At 43.7% G+C, this 19,050-nt stretch carries 17 protein-coding genes and 1 riboswitch; of the genes, 9 read left to right on the plus strand and 8 right to left on the minus strand.

Annotation, left to right across the window (positions count from 1 at the left end; translation table 11 throughout):
- Nucleotides 1-78: 78 nt before the first annotated feature.
- Nucleotides 79-792 (minus strand): two-component system response regulator TorR, encoded by a 714-nt coding sequence (torR, locus tag VFDL14_RS19215; protein ID WP_032549433.1) that lies wholly within the window; start codon nucleotides 790-792, stop codon nucleotides 79-81.
- Nucleotides 793-1,048: 256 nt separating this feature from the next.
- On the opposite strand from torR, the gene torD reads away from it, so the two are divergent.
- The 5 genes from torD to VFDL14_RS19190 all read left to right on the plus strand — a co-directional run bounded on the left by torD (nucleotide 1,049) and on the right by VFDL14_RS19190 (nucleotide 5,136).
- Nucleotides 1,049-1,696, plus strand: coding sequence for a molecular chaperone TorD (torD, locus tag VFDL14_RS19210; RefSeq protein WP_032549434.1), 648 nt, complete (start codon nucleotides 1,049-1,051; stop codon nucleotides 1,694-1,696).
- Between the two features lie 321 nt (nucleotides 1,697-2,017).
- Entirely contained in the window at nucleotides 2,018-3,022 is a 1,005-nt protein-coding gene (gene purR, locus VFDL14_RS19205) for an HTH-type transcriptional repressor PurR (RefSeq protein WP_032549435.1), read from the plus strand.
- Between the two features lie 171 nt (nucleotides 3,023-3,193).
- Nucleotides 3,194-3,278: riboswitch (cyclic di-GMP riboswitch) on the plus strand.
- Between the two features lie 128 nt (nucleotides 3,279-3,406).
- Nucleotides 3,407-3,997 carry a TfoX/Sxy family DNA transformation protein gene (locus VFDL14_RS19200; protein ID WP_032549436.1) on the plus strand — a complete coding sequence of 197 codons (591 nt, stop codon included), beginning with the start codon at nucleotides 3,407-3,409 and terminating at the stop codon, nucleotides 3,995-3,997.
- A gap of 124 nt (nucleotides 3,998-4,121) precedes the next feature.
- Nucleotides 4,122-4,802: a TVP38/TMEM64 family protein gene (locus VFDL14_RS19195; protein WP_032549437.1), complete on the plus strand. Its 681-nt coding sequence runs from the start codon at nucleotides 4,122-4,124 to the stop codon at nucleotides 4,800-4,802.
- Nucleotides 4,803-4,815: 13 nt separating this feature from the next.
- Nucleotides 4,816-5,136, plus strand: a complete 321-nt coding sequence (locus VFDL14_RS19190) for a putative signal transducing protein (protein WP_032549439.1) — start codon at nucleotides 4,816-4,818, stop codon at nucleotides 5,134-5,136.
- A gap of 101 nt (nucleotides 5,137-5,237) precedes the next feature.
- On the opposite strand, the gene VFDL14_RS19185 is transcribed toward VFDL14_RS19190, so the two are convergent.
- From VFDL14_RS19185 to topA, 4 genes are all read right to left on the minus strand, one after another.
- Entirely contained in the window at nucleotides 5,238-6,035 is a 798-nt protein-coding gene (locus tag VFDL14_RS19185) for an alpha/beta fold hydrolase (protein ID WP_032549440.1), read from the minus strand.
- Between the two features lie 255 nt (nucleotides 6,036-6,290).
- Entirely contained in the window at nucleotides 6,291-7,745 is a 1,455-nt protein-coding gene (glgA, locus tag VFDL14_RS19180; RefSeq protein WP_032549442.1) for a glycogen synthase GlgA, read from the minus strand.
- Entirely contained in the window at nucleotides 7,735-8,964 is a 1,230-nt protein-coding gene (gene glgC / locus VFDL14_RS19175) for a glucose-1-phosphate adenylyltransferase (protein WP_084181813.1), read from the minus strand. Before glgC ends, glgA begins: the two co-directional genes overlap by 11 nt.
- A 517-nt stretch (nucleotides 8,965-9,481) precedes the next feature.
- Entirely contained in the window at nucleotides 9,482-12,112 is a 2,631-nt protein-coding gene (gene topA / locus VFDL14_RS19170) for a type I DNA topoisomerase (RefSeq protein ID WP_032549444.1), read from the minus strand.
- Nucleotides 12,113-12,549: 437 nt separating this feature from the next.
- Between topA and VFDL14_RS19165 the strand changes: the two genes are divergently transcribed.
- Nucleotides 12,550-12,795, plus strand: a complete 246-nt coding sequence (locus VFDL14_RS19165; RefSeq protein ID WP_032549446.1) for a YciN family protein — start codon at nucleotides 12,550-12,552, stop codon at nucleotides 12,793-12,795.
- A 118-nt stretch (nucleotides 12,796-12,913) separates the two neighbouring features.
- On the opposite strand, the gene aroA is transcribed toward VFDL14_RS19165, so the two are convergent.
- Entirely contained in the window at nucleotides 12,914-14,194 is a 1,281-nt protein-coding gene (aroA, locus tag VFDL14_RS19160; protein WP_032549447.1) for a 3-phosphoshikimate 1-carboxyvinyltransferase, read from the minus strand.
- A 163-nt stretch (nucleotides 14,195-14,357) separates the two neighbouring features.
- Nucleotides 14,358-14,813: a glycine zipper 2TM domain-containing protein gene (locus VFDL14_RS19155; RefSeq protein ID WP_032549448.1), complete on the minus strand. Its 456-nt coding sequence runs from the start codon at nucleotides 14,811-14,813 to the stop codon at nucleotides 14,358-14,360.
- Between the two features lie 50 nt (nucleotides 14,814-14,863).
- Between VFDL14_RS19155 and aat the strand changes: the two genes are divergently transcribed.
- The 3 genes from aat to infA all read left to right on the plus strand — a co-directional run bounded on the left by aat (nucleotide 14,864) and on the right by infA (nucleotide 16,573).
- Nucleotides 14,864-15,577, plus strand: coding sequence for a leucyl/phenylalanyl-tRNA--protein transferase (aat, locus tag VFDL14_RS19150; RefSeq protein WP_032549450.1), 714 nt, complete (start codon nucleotides 14,864-14,866; stop codon nucleotides 15,575-15,577).
- Nucleotides 15,574-16,272, plus strand: coding sequence for an arginyltransferase (locus VFDL14_RS19145; protein WP_032549452.1), 699 nt, complete (start codon nucleotides 15,574-15,576; stop codon nucleotides 16,270-16,272). Before aat ends, VFDL14_RS19145 begins: the two co-directional genes overlap by 4 nt.
- Before the next feature lie 82 nt (nucleotides 16,273-16,354).
- Nucleotides 16,355-16,573 carry a translation initiation factor IF-1 gene (gene infA / locus VFDL14_RS19140; protein ID WP_001040192.1) on the plus strand — a complete coding sequence of 73 codons (219 nt, stop codon included), beginning with the start codon at nucleotides 16,355-16,357 and terminating at the stop codon, nucleotides 16,571-16,573.
- A 190-nt stretch (nucleotides 16,574-16,763) separates the two neighbouring features.
- Here the strand turns inward: infA and clpA are convergent, their stop codons facing one another.
- Complete coding sequence (clpA, locus tag VFDL14_RS19135; RefSeq protein ID WP_032549454.1) at nucleotides 16,764-19,034, minus strand: ATP-dependent Clp protease ATP-binding subunit ClpA; 2,271 nt, start codon at nucleotides 19,032-19,034, stop codon at nucleotides 16,764-16,766.
- Between the last annotated feature and the right edge of the window lie 16 nt (nucleotides 19,035-19,050).

A 19,050-nucleotide genomic window follows, 5' to 3' on the forward strand; every position in this document is an offset into this window, starting at 1 on the left:
ATTCCATAAACAAAAAGCCGAGATATTGAATATCTCGGCTTTTTCAATTTCGCTTGTTGAGCATTTTAATTCTGAGCGTTAATCGCCAGCAAACATGTAACCTTCACCGTGAACCGTCACAAAGATTTGAGGGTTCTTCGGATCAAACTCCATCTTGGCACGCATACGACGAATCAATACGTCAATGGTACGGTCGTTTGGCGCATCAACACGGTGGCTAATCATATTTAAGATTCGCTCACGGCTTAATACTTGGTTCGGGTACGAAGACAGCGCAACCAATAGCTCATATTCTGCTTTGGTCAATTTCACTGGCTCACCGTTTTTGCTCAGTGCGCGGCGTGGAATATCAAATGTCCACTCACCAAAACGAACGATAGATTCGTCTTCTGCCTGCTCAGCGGCACCTGCTGGTGACTTGCGAGCAGCAGAAATTCGCCAAAGTAGGTTTTTCACTCGAACCAATAACTCGCGAAGTTCGAATGGTTTAGTAACATAATCATCTGCGCCCATCTCTAGGCCTACAATTTTGTCGATGCTATCCGTGCGTCCAGTAACTAAAATAATCCCAATGTCTGATTGACTGCGTAATTCGCGAGTTAGCATCAATCCATCTTCGCCTGGTAAGTTGATGTCCAGCATAATGAGGTCAACGTTATTCTCTTCTAGAACGTTTCTCATTTGAGCGCCGCTTTCTGCTTCGCTTACTGTGTAACCCTCATTCTGGAAATATCCAACCAGCTTACTACGGGTTACCACATCATCTTCAACGACTAATACGTGATAGCTCATCTACACCACTTTTCTTATTTAATAGTTTCAGTGACTATTCTATTCATAACTAGTAACAATTCTAGTAGTACGCAAGATAAAAGCCAGAAACCTGAATTTTTTTTGATACAAGACAATCTTAAACCTTGCTATTTAACCTCCATCGCAATTCAATATAGGCATTACTACTAACGAGTGACTTTGCAATTAGCAAATACAACCGTTAGCAAGCCTTCGTACCGCAGATATTACGAAAGACTATATTAGGATTATTGAGATGAAAGAAACGAAAGCGTTCAATGAACAACGAGCTGAAATCTACTGGTGGCTATCGAGCCTGTTCGCAAAAGAGCTGACTCAAGAAGAACTGGATAACTACCACTCGGTTGAGATTCGCTCGTTTTTAACTGGTCTTGGCGACAATGAGACGCTTAAGCCAGCAATCAATAATCTAGTAGATGCGCTTAACCGACTGCAGAATCGTGAAGACGCTCAACTGGAGCTTTCGTCAGATTTTTGCGAGTTGTTCCTTAAGTCAGACAAATACGGTGCTCTACCGTACGCTTCTATTTACTTAGACAAGAGCGGTCTGCTGAACGCCAAGCCAGCTCAAGACATGGAAGCCATCATGGCGTCTTACGGTATCGCCGTAAATCAAGACCTAAAAGAGCCTGCTGACCACCTAGCTATCCAGTTGGATTTCCTCGGCAACATTATCATTCGTTCAAACGACCTCGAGAGTGAGCAAGAATTAGAAGCAGCTTTCACTGCACAGCATGAATTTGTTGAACAACAACTTCTCAGCTGGGTTCCACAATTTGCAACGAAATGCCGTGAATTTGATGAGTTTGGTTTTTACGCTTGTGTTGCAGAATTGCTAGCCGCTTTCTGTAAGCTTGATGCGCAATATTTGGCTGGTGAATAAATTCACTAATGACTAAAGGCACAATTTAGGTAGAATGTGACAATTCACCCAGATTTCTGGGTGAATTTTATTGCGAGTATTTTCTAGTCAGTCTAAAATTGTGACCGCAAACGATAAAATATGAAACATTCTCGAAATGCTATGCTTTAAATTAGCTAAGAGCATTTCGGTGTTAAGACAAGCCGCTCTCATTAGCGGTTTTTTGTTTTTTAGCACTTTAGTACCGAGAGAGCCCTACACATTCTAAGCTCTTGTTCTGGTAGCTTAAAACGGCTACTTGCTCCGTACTGCTGAGGAAGTAGCTATCAATAGGATAAAGCCATGGCAACTATAAAAGATGTCGCTCGCTTAGCTGGCGTATCAACAACCACCGTTTCTCACGTGATCAACAAGACACGTTTCGTAGCAGAAGCGACTCAAGAAAAAGTAAACAAAGCCGTAGACGAATTAAATTATGCACCAAGTGCCGTTGCTCGTAGTTTGAAATGTAACTCTACACGCACAATCGGTATGTTAGTAACTCAATCAACTAACCTATTCTTCTCTGAAGTGATCGATGGTGTGGAAAGTTACTGTTACCGTCAAGGCTATACGCTGATTCTATGTAACACAGGTGGTATCTACGAGAAGCAACGTGACTACATCCGAATGCTTGCTGAAAAGCGTGTTGATGGCATCTTAGTAATGTGTTCTGACCTAACGGAAGAACTTCGTGAAATGCTTGACCGTCATGCAGACATTCCAAAAGTTGTTATGGATTGGGGTCCTGAAAGTTCACAAGCAGATAAGATCATCGACAACTCTGAAGAAGGTGGCTACCTAGCGACTAAATACCTAGTTGAACGTGGACACGAACGTATTGCATGTCTAAGTGGTCACTTAGATAAAGCGGCATGTGTCGAACGTATCGCTGGTTACCGTCGTGCACTTGCAGAGGCAGACATTCAAGCGGATGACAACCTAATCCTTGAAGGTAACTTCGAGTGTGATACGGCTGTTATCGCTGCAGATAAAATCGCTGCAATGGAAAATCGCCCTACTGCGGTATTCTGTTTTAACGATACGATGGCGCTTGGTCTTATGAGCCGCCTACAGCAACAAGGTATTAAGATCCCTGAAGATATTTCAGTGATTGGTTACGACAATATTGAGTTGGCAGAGTACTTCTCACCGCCGTTGACGACCGTTCACCAACCAAAACGTCGTGTCGGTAAGAACGCGTTCGAAATCCTGCTAGAACGTATCAAAGACAAAGACCACGAAAAACGCGTGTTCGAGATGCATCCAGAGATCATTGAGCGTGCGACAGTAAAAACGTTAAAATAACGTAAACTTTAAAAAAATCTAATAAAACGCACCCTTTGGTGCGTTTTTTTTATTTGTCAAAAATAAAAACCCAGTTGCATATCAAGGCAACAATTAACTGAATTAAGATCACATTTTAGAGTAACAAGTGTGAACCTCATTCAACAAAAAACTTTATTCTTGATTATACAGTCACGCACAGGGCAAATCACTTGAAAGGGTGAGACGCAAAGCCTCCGGCCTAACCCATTATTGGTATGGTAGCGGGGTTACCGATGGCAAAATGCAGTATTTCCTACCTTTAGTAGTAATTTACGGCTTATTGACAATTTTATTGCGACATTTTGCTAATCTCTCGGACCTGCTTATTTGGTGGCGTAATTCAAATACACCGAGATAAACAATATGGATAAACCGATACTCAAGGACTCAATGAAGTTATTTGAGCCACTTGGAAAAATAAAGTCACGCTCAATGTTTGGCGGTTTCGGCCTTTTTGCCGATGACACCATGTTTGCATTGGTCGTAAACAATCAGTTGCACATTCGAGCTGATAAGAATACTACTTCACAATTTGAACAACAGGGCTTCGAACCTTACGTTTACAAAAAACGTGGATTCCCAGTGGTTACTAAGTATTTTGCCCTCCCAGAAGACCTCTGGCAGACTCAAGAACGTATTATTGAGCTGGCAAAAGCTTCCCTTAACTGTGCTAAAGAAGAGAAACAAATCCAATCATCGGCGAAACCGACTCGATTGAAAGATTTGCCAAACCTTCGACTTGCCACAGAGCGTATGTTGAAAAAAGCAGGGATCGATACCGTTGAGAGCTTGTATGAGTCAGGTTCTGTTAATGCATACAAAGCCATTAAAGAGTCTCATTCATCAAGTGTTAGCTTAGAGCTACTTTGGGCGCTTGAAGGTGCAATCAACGGCACTCATTGGTCTGTGATACCTCAGCAACGACGCGACGAGCTAATTAGCTCTATTAATTAGGTCCAAATCACTTAATTGTAAAAAGCCACATTAATGTGGCTTTTTTTATTTTCTTTTGAAAGTTAATCTTTCCTTCTCCTGTCTAACTATACTAACTATAAGCAAAAGATTAAGGGACGCTCCCATGAGTAAGAAAATGATTTTAGGCATAATTTTAATTGCCACGATAGTGTTGCTAGCCGTTAACTTTGGTCAGTACTTAACACTTGAAAATGCCAAAGCCCAGCAGGCACTTCTTAATGACTACATAGAGAGTAACTTTGTTGTCGCGGCAGCAACCTACTTCATTCTCTATATCATGATTACCGCTTTCTCTATCCCAGGCGCTGCTGTGGTCACACTGCTTGGAGCAGCTCTATTCGGTTTCTGGACTAGCTTATTACTGGTGTCGTTTGCAAGTACCATAGGTGCAACACTAGCGTTTTTGAGTAGCCGTTTTCTACTGCGTGACTGGGTGCAAGGTAAGTTTGGCGATAAGCTGTCTACCATTAACCAAGGCGTAGAAAAAGATGGCGCATTCTACCTGTTCTCTTTACGTTTGATTCCGGTATTCCCGTTTTTCTTAATTAACTTATTGATGGGCTTAACACCTATCTCCGTAGGGCGCTACTATTTAACTAGCCAACTAGGAATGCTTCCTGGTACTGCAGTCTACCTAAACGCTGGTACTCAGCTGGCAGAGATCGATTCGCTGTCAGGCATCGTATCCCCTTCTGTACTGCTTTCGTTCGCACTACTTGGCGTATTCCCAATCGCTGCAAAATGGATTATGGGTAAGTTTCGTTCGGCGCCAGTTGCGGAATAGATAAGGAAAATTGATGAAGATATTCAGTGCTGCAAACCCAACAGAGGCTCACATAATATGTGGGCTTCTAGAGAGTGAAAAAATTGCCTGTGAAGTACGTGGGGAAGGATTGTTTGGTTTAAAGGGGGAAATCCCTTTCTCTGAAGAAACAGACCCATATGTGTGGCTCTACGAGCCTTCTGATGCAACAGCAGCACTAAATCTCATCAATGCTTATAAGAAGCAACAAGATTCCATCATCTATGAAGAGTGGCGTTGTAGTCAGTGTCACGAGGTCAACGAAGCCCAGTTTGGCTCTTGTTGGCAGTGTGGCTCACCTTGCCCCGAAACATAAGTTTTGTAAAAACGAGTCCCTAAAAAAAACAGGAAGCGCAATCGCTTCCTGTTTTTTTGTATCTCATTAGATTCAAGTAAACGATGCTCGCCACACTCATATTATTTGATTTGCTTCTGAATAAACTCAATAGAGCGCTGGTTAAACTCTTCGGGTTGCTCCACGTTACAAACGTGACCACAGTTGGCAATTTCCACCAGCTCACTTGATTTATGTGCCGCTACCATCTCTTTAACGGGCTTAATGAACATGTAGTCACGCTCTCCCATCAGATACAAAGTTGGAATAGGTAGCTCTCGCTCTTTGAAGTAACGCATCAACGGATTAACGTCAGCGGTAAGAATAAACCAGCGCTTAAACTCCTTTTGACACAGCTTTTTCGCTTCGCGGATGAAAAGGTGTCTAGACTCTCGCTGACTCTTTTGTGGCATAACAATGTAAGCAAACAGGCTGTAAAGCCACATATAAGGGATAATATGTTTACTTAAGTTACCTAATTTAACCAAGACTTGAGAGCGCGTATTCAAGCGCGTTACAGCACCACCGAGTACCATTGAACGAACACGCTCTGCGGCCAACTCAGCCACATTTCGAACGATAATGGTTCCTAAAGACATTCCAACAAAGTGCGCTGAACGAATTTTTAGGTGATCGAGTACTTTAAGAATATCGAGCGTTACCGCTTTGAAGGTGTAGCGGTTACTGATCAGCTCTTTTAACAAATTGTCGGATTTGCCGTGACCTCTCAAGTCAATCAGCAACAAATTAAAGTGCTGTTTGTAAGCTTTGATCTGTTTAAACCAAATGGACGAACTCCCACCAGCACCGTGGACGAAAACGACCCACTCATCACTGGTCGGGTGATTGAATGTTTTATGGAATAATAAACTCTCAGACATACCTATCGCTTTAATTCTACTTATTTGCTTGGGCACCATTGCTAGATGCTTGATAATGATAGCACGCTATTAAACCGATTAAGTGATAGTAGTGTCAATCATCTTATCAGCGTTCTGAATAGCTCAACCACAATTACTCCCAAAGCGTTATATGAAACCATTGATAGCTCTACAGTTAACTTAAACGCTTACTGTGACACTTTAAAAACAAAAAAGGTGTTCACAATGGAACACCTTACTTTTCAAATGCACAGATTACAACGCGGTGTGATACATCTCTAAATAGGATTTAGCAGCATCTTCCCAGCAAAAGTTCTGTTGCATTGCATAGAGCTGAACGCGACGCACTTCTGCAGGTTTTTGTGCATAAAGCAACAGAGAGCGATGCAATACCGAGAGTAAAGCCTGAGGGGTTGGCTCGCTAAAAGCAAAGCCTGTGGCCAGTTCAGGGTTGTCATCGTAATGATTAACGCTGTCTTTTAAACCGCCTACTGAGCGAACGATAGGTAGAGTGCCATAAGCCATGCTATAAATCTGATTCAAACCACAAGGCTCAAATTCAGATGGCATTAAGAAGAAGTCTGAACCGGCTTCAACCAAGTGAGCCAACTCGTTGTTGTAAGCTTCAACAAACGAAAACTTCTCTGAATGCAGCGCAGAAAGCTCTTTTAGCTGACTTGCCAATACGGGATCACCTGTACCCACAATCACGATTTGCAGCTCATTCTTGAGGAACTCTTCAATGATCGGAATTAAGTAGTGAACACCCTTCTGGTTAGTCAGGCGACATACCATGCCATACACGGCGCAATCAGACTCAGGTAAACCAACTTCTTGCTGCAGCTTTTGCTTACACGCGGATTTACCTCGAGCCATACTGTGCTTCGTTGCTTTGTATTTGCGCGGTAGATACGCATCCGTCTCTGGGTTCCATGAACCGTAATCACAGCCGTTTAGAATACCAAACAGGTCATCAGAACGTTGCTGGAACTCTCGCGCCATACCGTGGCTTCCAAGCTCTGTTTTTAGCTCTTCAGCATACGTCGGGCTAACGGCATTGATCTTATCTGCACACATCACACCGGCCTTTAGCATGGTGACATGAGTGTCACTTACTGCAGCTTCAGGCACATATCGACCGTGCATTTCTGGTAAATTCTGCAGTTCATCATAAGAGAACACGCCCTTAAAGACGGCATTGTGTATCGAAATAACACTGCGTATCTCTTTGAAAAAATCGTGCTCTTGATAGCGAGACTTCAACAGGTATGGAACAAAGCCAGTGTGCCAATCGTTGGCATGCACAATATCAGGCTGGAAACCAAGCTTTGGCAGCATGTCTAAACAAGCGGCGCTAAAAAACGCGAACCTTTCGCCATTGTCAGCATAAGCTTGGTTGTTCTCTGCGTACATCTCAGGGCGATCAAAGTATTGTGGACATTCAATACCAAAGACTTGGACGCCTTCAACGCTTAACTTTTTAACTTGATAAGCCGTATGAGGCCAGTGATCGAGTTCAGTCGATAGGATAACTTCAGCTGATTCGATATTCAGGATTTTGCTATATGCGGGGATGGTCACTCGAACGTCCTGTTCGAGTGTTTGTAACGCTTTCGGCAGTGCCTTGGCTACATCAGCCAAGCCACCACTTTTAATTAAACCTTCAACTTCAGACGCTACAAAAAGTACCGAGAGAGTCTTAGTAACCAACTCGTGCTCCTTTAGGGATTACTACAACACCATCTTCTGAAACATGGTAGTGCTTTTTATCTTCTTTCAGATTCACACCGATTTGAGTGCCCGGTGCAATATCTGCATCTTTATCGACGATAACACGGCGAAGAACACAGCCCTCACCTACTTTAACGTCACCAAGTAAGATACTTTCGCTGATATCACAGGCGGATGCAATATTACTGCGGAAACCAAGCACACATTTCTCGATTCGAGAGCCGCGTACATAGCTACCGTTACATACTAAGCTATCAATGATCTGTACTCGTCCGTTTGCAGAATCTGTAAAGGTTGCCGGCGGTAGTGGCGGGTAGTAAGTGTGAAGAGGCCATTTACGGTTGTATAGAGAGAATGGCGCATCTTTTTCTAGCAGATCCATGTGTGCCTGCCAGTAAGCGTCAATCGTACCCACATCGCGCCAGTAAACTTCCTCTTTCTCACCAGTAATACGGTTGGTGCTGAAGTCATAAACAAACACGTCACCACGCGGGAACATGTTTGGAATAATGTCTTTGCCAAAGTCATGAGATGAGCCTTCGCGATCTGCATCTTCTACCAGTTCAGCAAACAGTTCGTTCGCTTCAAATACATAGTTACCCATTGAAACGAGTGCCGAATCAGGGTCGCCAGGGATTGACTTAGGATTTGCAGGCTTCTCTTCAAAGCCGATCATACGCCCTTCCGCATCAACTTCGATAACACCGAACTCTGATGCTTCAGCCAAAGGCATACGTAGAGCAGAAACCGTCAGCGCCGCTTTCTTCTCTTTATGGAAATCAAGCATTTGCTTAATGTCCATTTTGTAGATGTGGTCAGAACCAAAGATACAAACTTGATCTGGTTCTTCTAGTTGCATGAAGCGAAGGTTTTGATAAATCGCATCCGCCGTACCTTCATACCAACGCTTACCCGTACGCATCTGCGCAGGAATTGGGTCGATGAATCTATCTGTTATCCCACTGATATTCCAACCTTTTTTCATGTGGTGGAATAGTGACTGCGACTTAAACTGTGTCAAAACGTAGATCTTCATAAGATCTGCATTTACGAAGTTGTTTAAAGCAAAATCAATTAAGCGGTAGCTTCCGCCGAATGGAACCGAGGGTTTGCTGCGAGATTCAGTTAAAGGTCTTAAGCGAGAGCCTTCACCGCCAGCAAGAATCATTCCCAATACACCAGCCATTTTATTCTCCATATATTTATAGCTTGTCGATGTTGGTACTTAGTTTAGGGGTAAGCCTATGGGGGTAAGCACCAACTCTTATTTTAGGCACTTAGTACATATCCATTCATATTCAGTGACAAAATACTAAGCCAAACGTTGTTATATGTGCACTATGCTTTGCACTTGGTTTTATATACGTTATCGACTTTTCAGTCGATTTCAATTTTTAATATGCCATTCTGTGGTATGTGAAACGATTGCTTTTCTAAGTCTCAAAGCAGCTCACATTACACAGACTTTCAGAAACATTACATTAACAATGAAAACACATGCCTTCTACATCAAAATACTGATCTGCTAATTACAATATTTTAATTTAGTTACATTAATGTTAACGCTCGCAAAGAAATCATACTTTCTTTTCTAAATTATTTCACACCTCAAAAGAATTATTTTTTCAGCCTTGAGACAATTATTGCACTGTGTTGCATAGAAACTCATATTCAACACAAAAAAAAGCAGCCAAACTAGGCTGCTTTTTTACTTACTATTTTTCTTTTGGCTTTTTGCGCTTATCTGTGACTTCCCATTTTCCGTCAATAAATAGCGCTGTCCAACCAGAAGGTTTGCCGTCGACTTCGGTTCGTACGTAGTTCTCTTTGGTCTTACGACTAAAGCGAACCACTGTTGGCTTACCGTCTGGGTCAGCAACAGGTGCTGTCGTTAGGTATTGGAACTTCGGCGAGATTCTTTCTTTAAAGCGAACCAGCTCTTCCACTAATGGTGCACGCGTTTCACGTGATTTAGGGAAGTTGCTTGCCGCCATAAATAGACCAGAGGCACCGTCACGCAGTACAAAGTACGCATCTGAGTTTTCACATGGAAGCTCAGGGAAGTGAACAGGGTCTTCTTTCGGTGGCGCAACCTCACCGTTTTTCAGAATCTTACGTGTGTTCTTACAATCGTCGTTGGTACAGTCCATGTATTTACCGAAGCGACCGTTTTTCAGAACCATATCTGAACCACACTTGTCACATTCAACAACAGGACCATCGTAGCCTTTAACTTTGAACTCGCCGTGCTCTACAACGTAACCATCACAGTTCGGGTTGTTACCACAAACGTGCATCTTACGCTTATCATCGATCAGGTAAGCGTCCATCGCTGTTTCACAAATAGGACAACGCTTCTTAGCTCGCAGTGCTGCGGTTTCAACGTCTTCTTCAAGAACATTGATAATGCCTTCTTCATCACCAAGGTTGATCGTTGTCTTACAACGCTCTTTTGGTGGCAATGCATAACCTGAACAGCCAAGGAATACACCGGTAGAAGCAGTACGAATACCCATGTTACGGCCACACGTAGGACACTCAATATCAGTCTCTACGATGTGGTTTGGCTTCATACCGCCCGCAGCTTCGTCAAGGTCCGCTTTTTCTAGATCACCGGTGAAGTCTGTAAAGAAGTTGTTTAGAACGCCTTTCCAGTTCGCTTCACCTTCCGCGATTTGGTCTAACTTCTGCTCCATACGAGCAGTAAAGTCATAGTTCATCAGGTCGTTAAAGCTCTGGTCGAGACGGTCAGTAACAATCTCACCCATTTTTTCAGCGTAGAAACGACGCTGCTCAACCTTCACGTAGCCACGATCTTGGATCGTTGAGATGATTGATGCGTAAGTCGATGGTCGACCAATACCACGTTTTTCAAGCTCTTTAACCAAAGCAGCTTCAGTGTAGCGTGCAGGTGGCTTAGTAAAGTGCTGCTTAGGATCAAGCGTCACAAGTTTAAGCTTATCGCCTAGCTCAACTGATGGCAGGATAGTGTCATCGTTCTTACCCATAGGGCGTTGTACACGAGTCCAACCATCAAACTTAAGGATACGCCCCTTAGCTTTCAGAGTGTACTCGTCTGCTTTTACACTGATTGTTGTTGAATCATATTGTGCTGGCGTCATTTGACACGCGACGAATTGATTCCAGATCAATGAGTACAGTTTGTGAGCATCAGCATCAACGCCTTTTAGGTCTTCAGACTTAACATCAACACTTGATGGACGGATTGCTTCGTGCGCCTCTTGTGCGCCCTCTTTGCTGCCGTAAACAAGTGGTTTAGCTGGTAAATACTTATCGCCAAACTCAGAGTTAATGTACTCACGCGCCATATCTACAGCTTCTGAGCTCAAGTTCGTCGAGTCAGTACGCATATACGTGATGTAACCCGCTTCATAGAGTCGCTGAGCCAACATCATCGTCTTCTTAACGCCATAACCCAAGCGAGTACTCGCGGCTTGTTGTAGCGTCGACGTAATATAAGGTGCTGAAGGTTTGCTCTTAGTTGGGCGGTCTTCGCGCTTGCACACTTCGTATTCTGCTTTTTCTAGAATACTCAGTGCTGCTTTTGTCTGTTCTTCGTTTTCAGGCTTGAAAGCAACACCTGCTTTCTGAGCGACCTGAAGACGGAAATCTGTTTTGTCGCCTGTTTGCGTATCAGCGTGGATATCCCAGAACTCTTCTGGAATGAACGCGTTGATCTCGCGCTCACGCTCTACCAACAGCTTAACGGCTACCGACTGTACACGGCCTGCAGAAAGACCACGTGCTACTTTTTTCCAAAGTAGTGGCGAAACCATGAAGCCTACAACACGGTCCATGAATCGACGCGCTTGTTGAGCGTTTACGCCATCAATATTGAGCTCACCCGGAGTTTCGAACGCTTGTTGAATCGCGTTCTTAGTGATCTCGTTAAATACTACTCGTTTATATCTCGCTTCATCGCCACCGATGATCTCACGAAGGTGCCATGCGATAGCTTCTCCCTCGCGGTCCAAATCGGTTGCGAGATATACATGGTCTGCATTCTCAGCTAGCTTTTGGAGTTCAGCCACGACTTTTTCTTTGCCTGGCAGAACCTGATAGTTCGCTTCCCAATCTTTATATGGGTTGATACCCATCTTCTTGATGAGTGCTTTGCGATCTTTTTCTTTCTTGATACGAGCTTTCTCTTCTGGGCTCATACCCTTTGTTGAAACAGCAGCCGCCTTCTTGCCTGTGCTTTGTCCCGCCGTTGGTAAGTCACGTACGTGACCTACACTCGACTTAACGACAAAGTCTTTGCCAAGATATTTATTGATAGTTTTTGCCTTGGCTGGCGACTCCACTATAACGAGCGATTTACCCATATTGACACTAACGTCCTTAATCACGATGCTTCAGCACCAACAAATCAACTGTGGGCTTTTACGCATGATATTCTAAATTCATTGCTTCTTTTTTTACTATTGTGCGAGATTAAAAGAAGATCAACCGCTTTTTTCAAAATTGGATCTGATCGCTCGACAATTCAGCGACTCAGCTGAGAAAAGGGGCACAATAGGATTTGAGACTAAAGTACAATCAAACCGTACTTCAAAACGCCTGTTTTTCAAGCTTCTTATATAAACGGGGTCATACTAATCTTGTCTATGTTTCAATGGCGAGCCCTGTTCAATTATTTTTGTCATAAATCACAAAATATCGAACATAAAATCGAAAACTCCTATTCGACTTGGGGTCAGGTCATTGAATTTCTACTCTGTCGCTCTAAACTCCATCTATCCATCGTTATTAGAGAATCTCAATGAGTAAACAAGCAATCACAGAGTTCGACCTTCTGCTTATCGCAAACCAAGTCATTCAATCTCACGCTAACTATATAGAGGGAATGCGCGCAGATAGCGTTACAGAGAAAGATGATGTATTAGTATTCAAAGGCGAATACTTCTTGGACGGCAATGGTCTACCGACCGAAAATACCACCGCAGTATTCAACATGTTCAAGTACCTAGCGCACCACCTGTCTAAAGAGTTCACACTACAACAATAGCGCTCCAATAGAAAAATAGAGCTCTAACAAAAGCGGCTTCAGATAAGTCGACATAGACAGAGCCACACTACCAAATAAAAAGCTTGCCCTTGAGCAAGCTTTTTTGATTTCCAATGAACTACTGGCTAAGCATTTTCAACTTGTCAAAGTAGTCTGGGAAAGTCTTCGACGTACAACCAGGATCGTTAATCGTCACTGGGGTATCGCTCAGCGCAACCAAAGAGAAACACATTGCCATGCGGTGATCGTCGTACGTATCGATTGCCGCATGTTTAAGCTCAGAAACAGGCTGAACAATGATGTAGTCCTCACCCTCTTCCACTTCTGCACCTACTTTACGTAGTTCTGTCGCCATTGCAGCAAGACGATCGGTCTCCTTTACGCGCCAGTTGTATACATTGCGAATCGCCGTTGTACCTTCAGCAAACAGGGCTGTAGTTGCAATCGTCATCGCGGCATCAGGAATATGGTTGTAATCCATATCAATACCTTTTAACTGACCAACACGAGAGATAACGTAATCGTCGCCCCACTCAATCTCAGCACCCATTTTTTCGAGTGCGTCTGCAAACTGAATATCACCTTGGATACTGTTTTTACCAATACCCGTTACCTTGATCTCACCACCTTTGATCGCTGCAGCAGCTAGGAAGTAAGATGCTGATGAGGCATCACCTTCTACAAGGAAATCGCCCGGCGCAACGTATTGCTGGCCAGTTGGGATAACGAACTCTTGATAGTCGTTGTTAATCACATCAACACCGAACTGTTTCATGATATGTAGAGTAATGTCGATGTAAGGCTTAGATACCAGCTCACCTTCAATCTTGATGGTGATTTCACCCTCAGCTAAAGGTGCAGCCATTAGAAAAGCTGTTAGGAATTGGCTAGAGATCGAACCGTCAATTGATACGGTACCGCTCTTCAAGCCCGTGCCTTTGATTTTCAATGGCGGGTAGTTTTCATTTTCTAAATATTCAACGTCAGCGCCAGCTTCTCGTAGAGCAGTCACTAAGTGGCCAATCGGGCGCTCTTTCATGCGCGGCTCACCCGTCAATACGTATTCACCAGAACCTAAACATAGTGCTGCTGCAAGTGGACGCATCGCCGTGCCCGCGTTACCAAGAAACAGTTCTAACGCCTCTTGGCTTGCGAATGCACCACCAAGACCTTCAACTTCACAAACCGTTTTGTCATCTGACAGTTGGTAGCTAACACCTAGCTTAGTTAAAGCATTCAGCATATGACGAATATCGTCACTGTCTAGAAGGTTAGTTAGGCGTGTTTTGCCACTCGAAAGTGCTGCAAGTAGCAACGCTCGGTTAGAAACACTTTTTGAGCCAGGTAGGTTAACTTCCCCACTCACTTTTTGTATTGGTTGTAACGTAAGGCTTTCCATTAAATCTATTTAATCCTTGTATCACCTGACTGACCGTCTTCGATTTATTTTCAGGCGATGAATAATTCTTCGTAATTGCAGACTAACGAACTTTTTCGATGAACTCCAGAGCAAATCGACCAGAAAAACCTCAATCAGTCACCAAACGAAGTGTAATTTCAAACTAGTACGCTAGATCAACACGTACACCGTCTGAGAAGTACAGAATTCTTACGTCATCACCGCGAGAGAAAAGCATCGAGCTGTCGACATCTTGAATGATATTGATCAGCTTATTGTCGTCGGTTTTCACCAATAACTCGACAAGCTTATACTCAACTCGATATTGAGTATTGGCTCTGTTTCTTGCGATACCTGCGCCCGCCACTGCACCGACGGCTGTCGCCACTTCTTTACCGGTACCGCCACCAAACTGGTTACCAATCAAACCACCAATAGCCGCGCCAAGCAGCGTTTCCCAACCATTGGCTTTTGACTCTACAATCTCCTGTTGAGTGATATAACGCACGGTATCAATCTCACCATACACAACCTCATTGACCGGTCGAGCTTGATTCCTGTTATAGGCTGCATTTGCTATAAGAGGCAAAAACAGTAAAATCCAAAGCAATTTCTTCATGACAACACTCCTAACGACCTTTGGTCTATGTGAATCTATAAGCGATAGCAATGACTATATACTTAACAGAGTTGGATACTACTAGTATAGAATTCCCTTCACCATTTGAAGCGCTTGATGATCCAAACGGATTACTGGCTTTTGGTGGCGACCTTTCTCCTGCGCGTATTCTCAATGCATATAGTCATGGCATTTTTCCATGGTACGGACCTGGCGAGCCTATCCTTTGGTGGAGCCCAGCTCCGCGAGCCGTATTTAATCCTAAGACATTTCAACCGGCTAAAAGTCTCAAAAAATTTCAGCGTAAACACAAGTATCGTGTAAGCATCAACCAAGCCACCGACAAAGTGATTGGCCTATGTTCATCGCTACGCCCCGCTGAAGAGACATGGTTAAACCAAGATATGCAGTGCTCTTACATCGAACTGGCGAAAATGGGACATTGTCACTCCGTTGAAGTGTGGAACGAAGACGAGTTGGTCGGTGGTTTGTATGGCATCCTTCGTGGTGAGCTTTTTTGTGGTGAGTCGATGTTTAGTACTCAGACCAACGCGTCGAAGATCGCCCTATGGTACTTTTGCCGTCACTTCTCACAACATGGCGGACAACTGATTGATTGCCAAGTAATGAACCCTCATTTGGAGTCGCTCGGTGCAATGGAGATCGAAAGAGAGACTTTTCTAGAATCTCTGTCATTATTAAAAGAGCGTTCTATTGCAGCAGAGTGCTTTCAACCACAATGGCTCGAGGATTGTTCGGAATGAGTTCAGGCTTACATCAGATCAGAATCGGATTAACCGATAATCATAGTTGTAGCTACCTACCAGAGCGGCAAGAGCGTGTGGCTGTTACTCTCGACGAACACATGCACACACCTGATAACTATGAAGTTCTATTGGCCAACGGTTTCCGTCGCAGTGGCGCAACCATATACAAACCTCATTGCGATAATTGCTCTTCGTGTCACGCATTGAGGTTATCCATTCCAGAGATACAGCTTTCGAAAAGCCAGAAGCGTCTTCTAAATAAAGCCAAGTCATTTAAGTGGGTCATGAAACCGCAAATGGATGAGGCGTGGTTTGACCTGTATAGCCGTTATATTACCGCTCGCCATCGTTCAGGAACTATGTATCCACCGAAAAAAGATGAATTTTTGCAGTTTTCAAAAAACGATTGGTTAAATACTCAATATTTACACATCTACCAAGATGAAAAATTGGTGGCGATTGCCGTTACTGATGTGATGAGTCAAAGCACCAGTGCGTTTTATACCTTTTTCGACCCTGAGATCGATTTATCGCTAGGCACACTGGGAGTTTTGTTTCAAATTCAACATGCTCAACAACTCCAAAAACAGTGGCTTTATTTGGGTTATCAAATCGACGAATGCCCCGCTATGAACTATAAAGTGCGATTTCAACGTCATCAAAGGCTAGTAAATCAAGTGTGGCAAGGGTAGAATACGCCACAACTTTACATAATTTGATTTTGACGGCACAATCATCGCCGTTGAAAACCGCCAAATGTCGAAAGAGGATTAGATGGCTAAAGAAGACGTAATCGAGATGCAAGGCACTGTCCTTGATACTCTACCAAACACAATGTTCCGTGTTGAGCTTGAAAACGGTCACGTAGTGACAGCACACATCTCTGGTAAAATGCGTAAGAACTACATCCGTATTCTTACTGGTGACAAAGTAACTGTTGAGATGACTCCATACGACCTTTCTAAAGGCCGCATCGTCTTCCGTGCTCGTTAATGTCTCATTAGTGAATACGATAAGAAGCGGAGCCTAGTGCTCCGTTTTTTATTGCCTGACATTTAGCGCTTTGCCTTAACCACTTTTCTCTATCTTTCTCCGTCTCTCTTCGTATTTCGTATCTTCAAAACATAAAAAAACGCACGACCGAAGCCGTACGTTTTAGATTGATGTTTATAAAAGAGAATGACTAGTGCATCACTTCTTCTTTCGCACCAACGTAGCTAAATTGAAGCTCATCTTTCTTCAGCGTTACTTTCACAGTACCACCGTCAACTAAACTACCAAACAGCAATTCATTTGCCAGAGGCTTCTTAAGCTGCTCTTGAATCACACGCCCCATTGGACGAGCACCCATCGCTTTGTCGTAACCTTTCTCAGCTAACCAGTGACGAGCATCTTCTGATACTTCCAGAGACACGCCACGAGCGTCTAGCTGAACTTGTAATTCAACAATGAACTTATCAACCACTTGGCTAATCACAGTCGGATCTAAGCTGTTAAACCAGATGATATTATCAAGACGATTGCGGAACTCTGGAGTGAACACTTTCTTGATTGCACCCATCGCATCTGGCGCGTGATCTTGCTGGATCAAGCCGATCGATTTCTTCTCTGTTTCAGCCACACCCGCGTTGGTTGTCATCACTAGGATCACGTTACGGAAATCCGCTTTACGTCCGTTGTTATCCGTTAGAGTACCGTTATCCATTACCTGCAGTAGTAAGTTAAAGATATCAGGATGCGCTTTCTCGATCTCGTCTAGCAGTACAACAGAGTGAGGGTTTTTGATAACCGCATCTGTCAATAGACCGCCTTGATCATAACCAACATAACCAGGAGGCGCACCAATCAAACGGCTCACCGAGTGACGCTCACCGTATTCAGACATATCAAAACGCAGTAGCTCAATACCCATCAGTTTCGATAGTTGTACTGTCACTTCCGTTTTACCTACGCCTGTTGGGCCAGCGAACAGGAATGAACCTACTGGTTTGTTATCTGCACCTAGACCCGCACGTGTAAGCTTAATCGCCTCACTCAATGCATCGATTGCCGTATCTTGACCAAACACCAACATTTTCATACGGTCATCTAGGTTTTGCAGAATGTCTTTGTCCGAAGAAGAGACAGACTTCTCAGGGATACGAGCCATCTTAGCAACCATAGACTCAATATCAGCAACGCTAACCGTTTTCTTACGGCGGCTTGCTGGAGCTAGGCGACTACGAGCACCCGCTTCATCAATAACGTCAATTGCCTTATCAGGAAGGTGGCGTTCATTAATATATTTAGCCGATAACTCTACTGCAGCACGCAGCGCTTTATTGGTATAGCGAACCTCGTGATGCGCTTCGTACTTAGGCTTAAGACCAATAAGGATCTTAGTTGTGTCATCAAGTGATGGCTCAACAATATCAATTTTTTGGAAGCGGCGAGACAATGCACGCTCTTTCTCAAAAATACTACTGTACTCTTGATAAGTCGTTGAACCAATGCAACGTAACTTACCGCTACTCAGTAGAGGTTTAATTAAGTTTGCTGCATCTACTTGGCCGCCCGATGCTGCTCCTGCACCGATAATGGTGTGGATCTCATCGATGAATAGGATTGCGTCTTCTTCTTTCTCTAGCTGTTTCAGAATCGCTTTAAAACGCTTCTCAAAGTCACCACGGTATTTAGTACCCGCAAGTAGAGAACCAATATCCAATGAGTAGATAACGCTGCTTTGAATCACTTCGGGCACCTGGCCTTCTACAATTCTCCACGCAAGACCTTCAGCAATCGCAGTTTTACCTACGCCTGCTTCACCAACGAGTAGAGGGTTGTTTTTACGACGACGGCATAGTACTTGGATTGTGCGTTCTAGCTCTTTATCACGACCAATCAGTGGATCGATGTTACCTTTCTTCGCCACTTCGTTAAGGTTAGTCGCAAAATTTTCAAGTCTGTCTTCTGAACTCGCCTCTTCTGCATTTTCAGCACCAAACGAGTCAGACGATGAAGCACTATCGCCTTCATTACTTGCTTTGGTGATGCCGTGAGAAATAAAGTTAACAATATCTAAGCGACTGATATCGTTCTTCTTCAACAGGTAAGCTGCGTGAGACTCTTGCTCACTAAAGATAGCAACCAAAACATTAGCACCGGTTACTTCGCTGCGACCCGATGATTGAACATGGAAAACAGCACGCTGCAGTACGCGCTGGAAACTAAGTGTTGGCTGAGTTTCACGCGTTTCGTCGCTTTCTGGGATAAGAGGAGTGGTTTGATCGATGAAGATATCGAGTTCGTTACGCAAGGCATCAAGATCGGCTTGGCATGCCAATAACGCTTCCTTAGCCGCATCATTTTCTAATAATGCAAGTAGGAGGTGCTCGACAGTCATAAACTCATGTCGCTTTTCTCGCGCTCGAGCAAAAGCGCCATTCAAGCTTGATTCTAATTCTTTATTCAGCATAAGTACCTCCTAAGGG

The sequence above is a fragment of the Vibrio fortis genome, from assembly GCF_000695685.1.
GTDB lineage: Bacteria > Pseudomonadota > Gammaproteobacteria > Enterobacterales > Vibrionaceae > Vibrio > Vibrio fortis_A.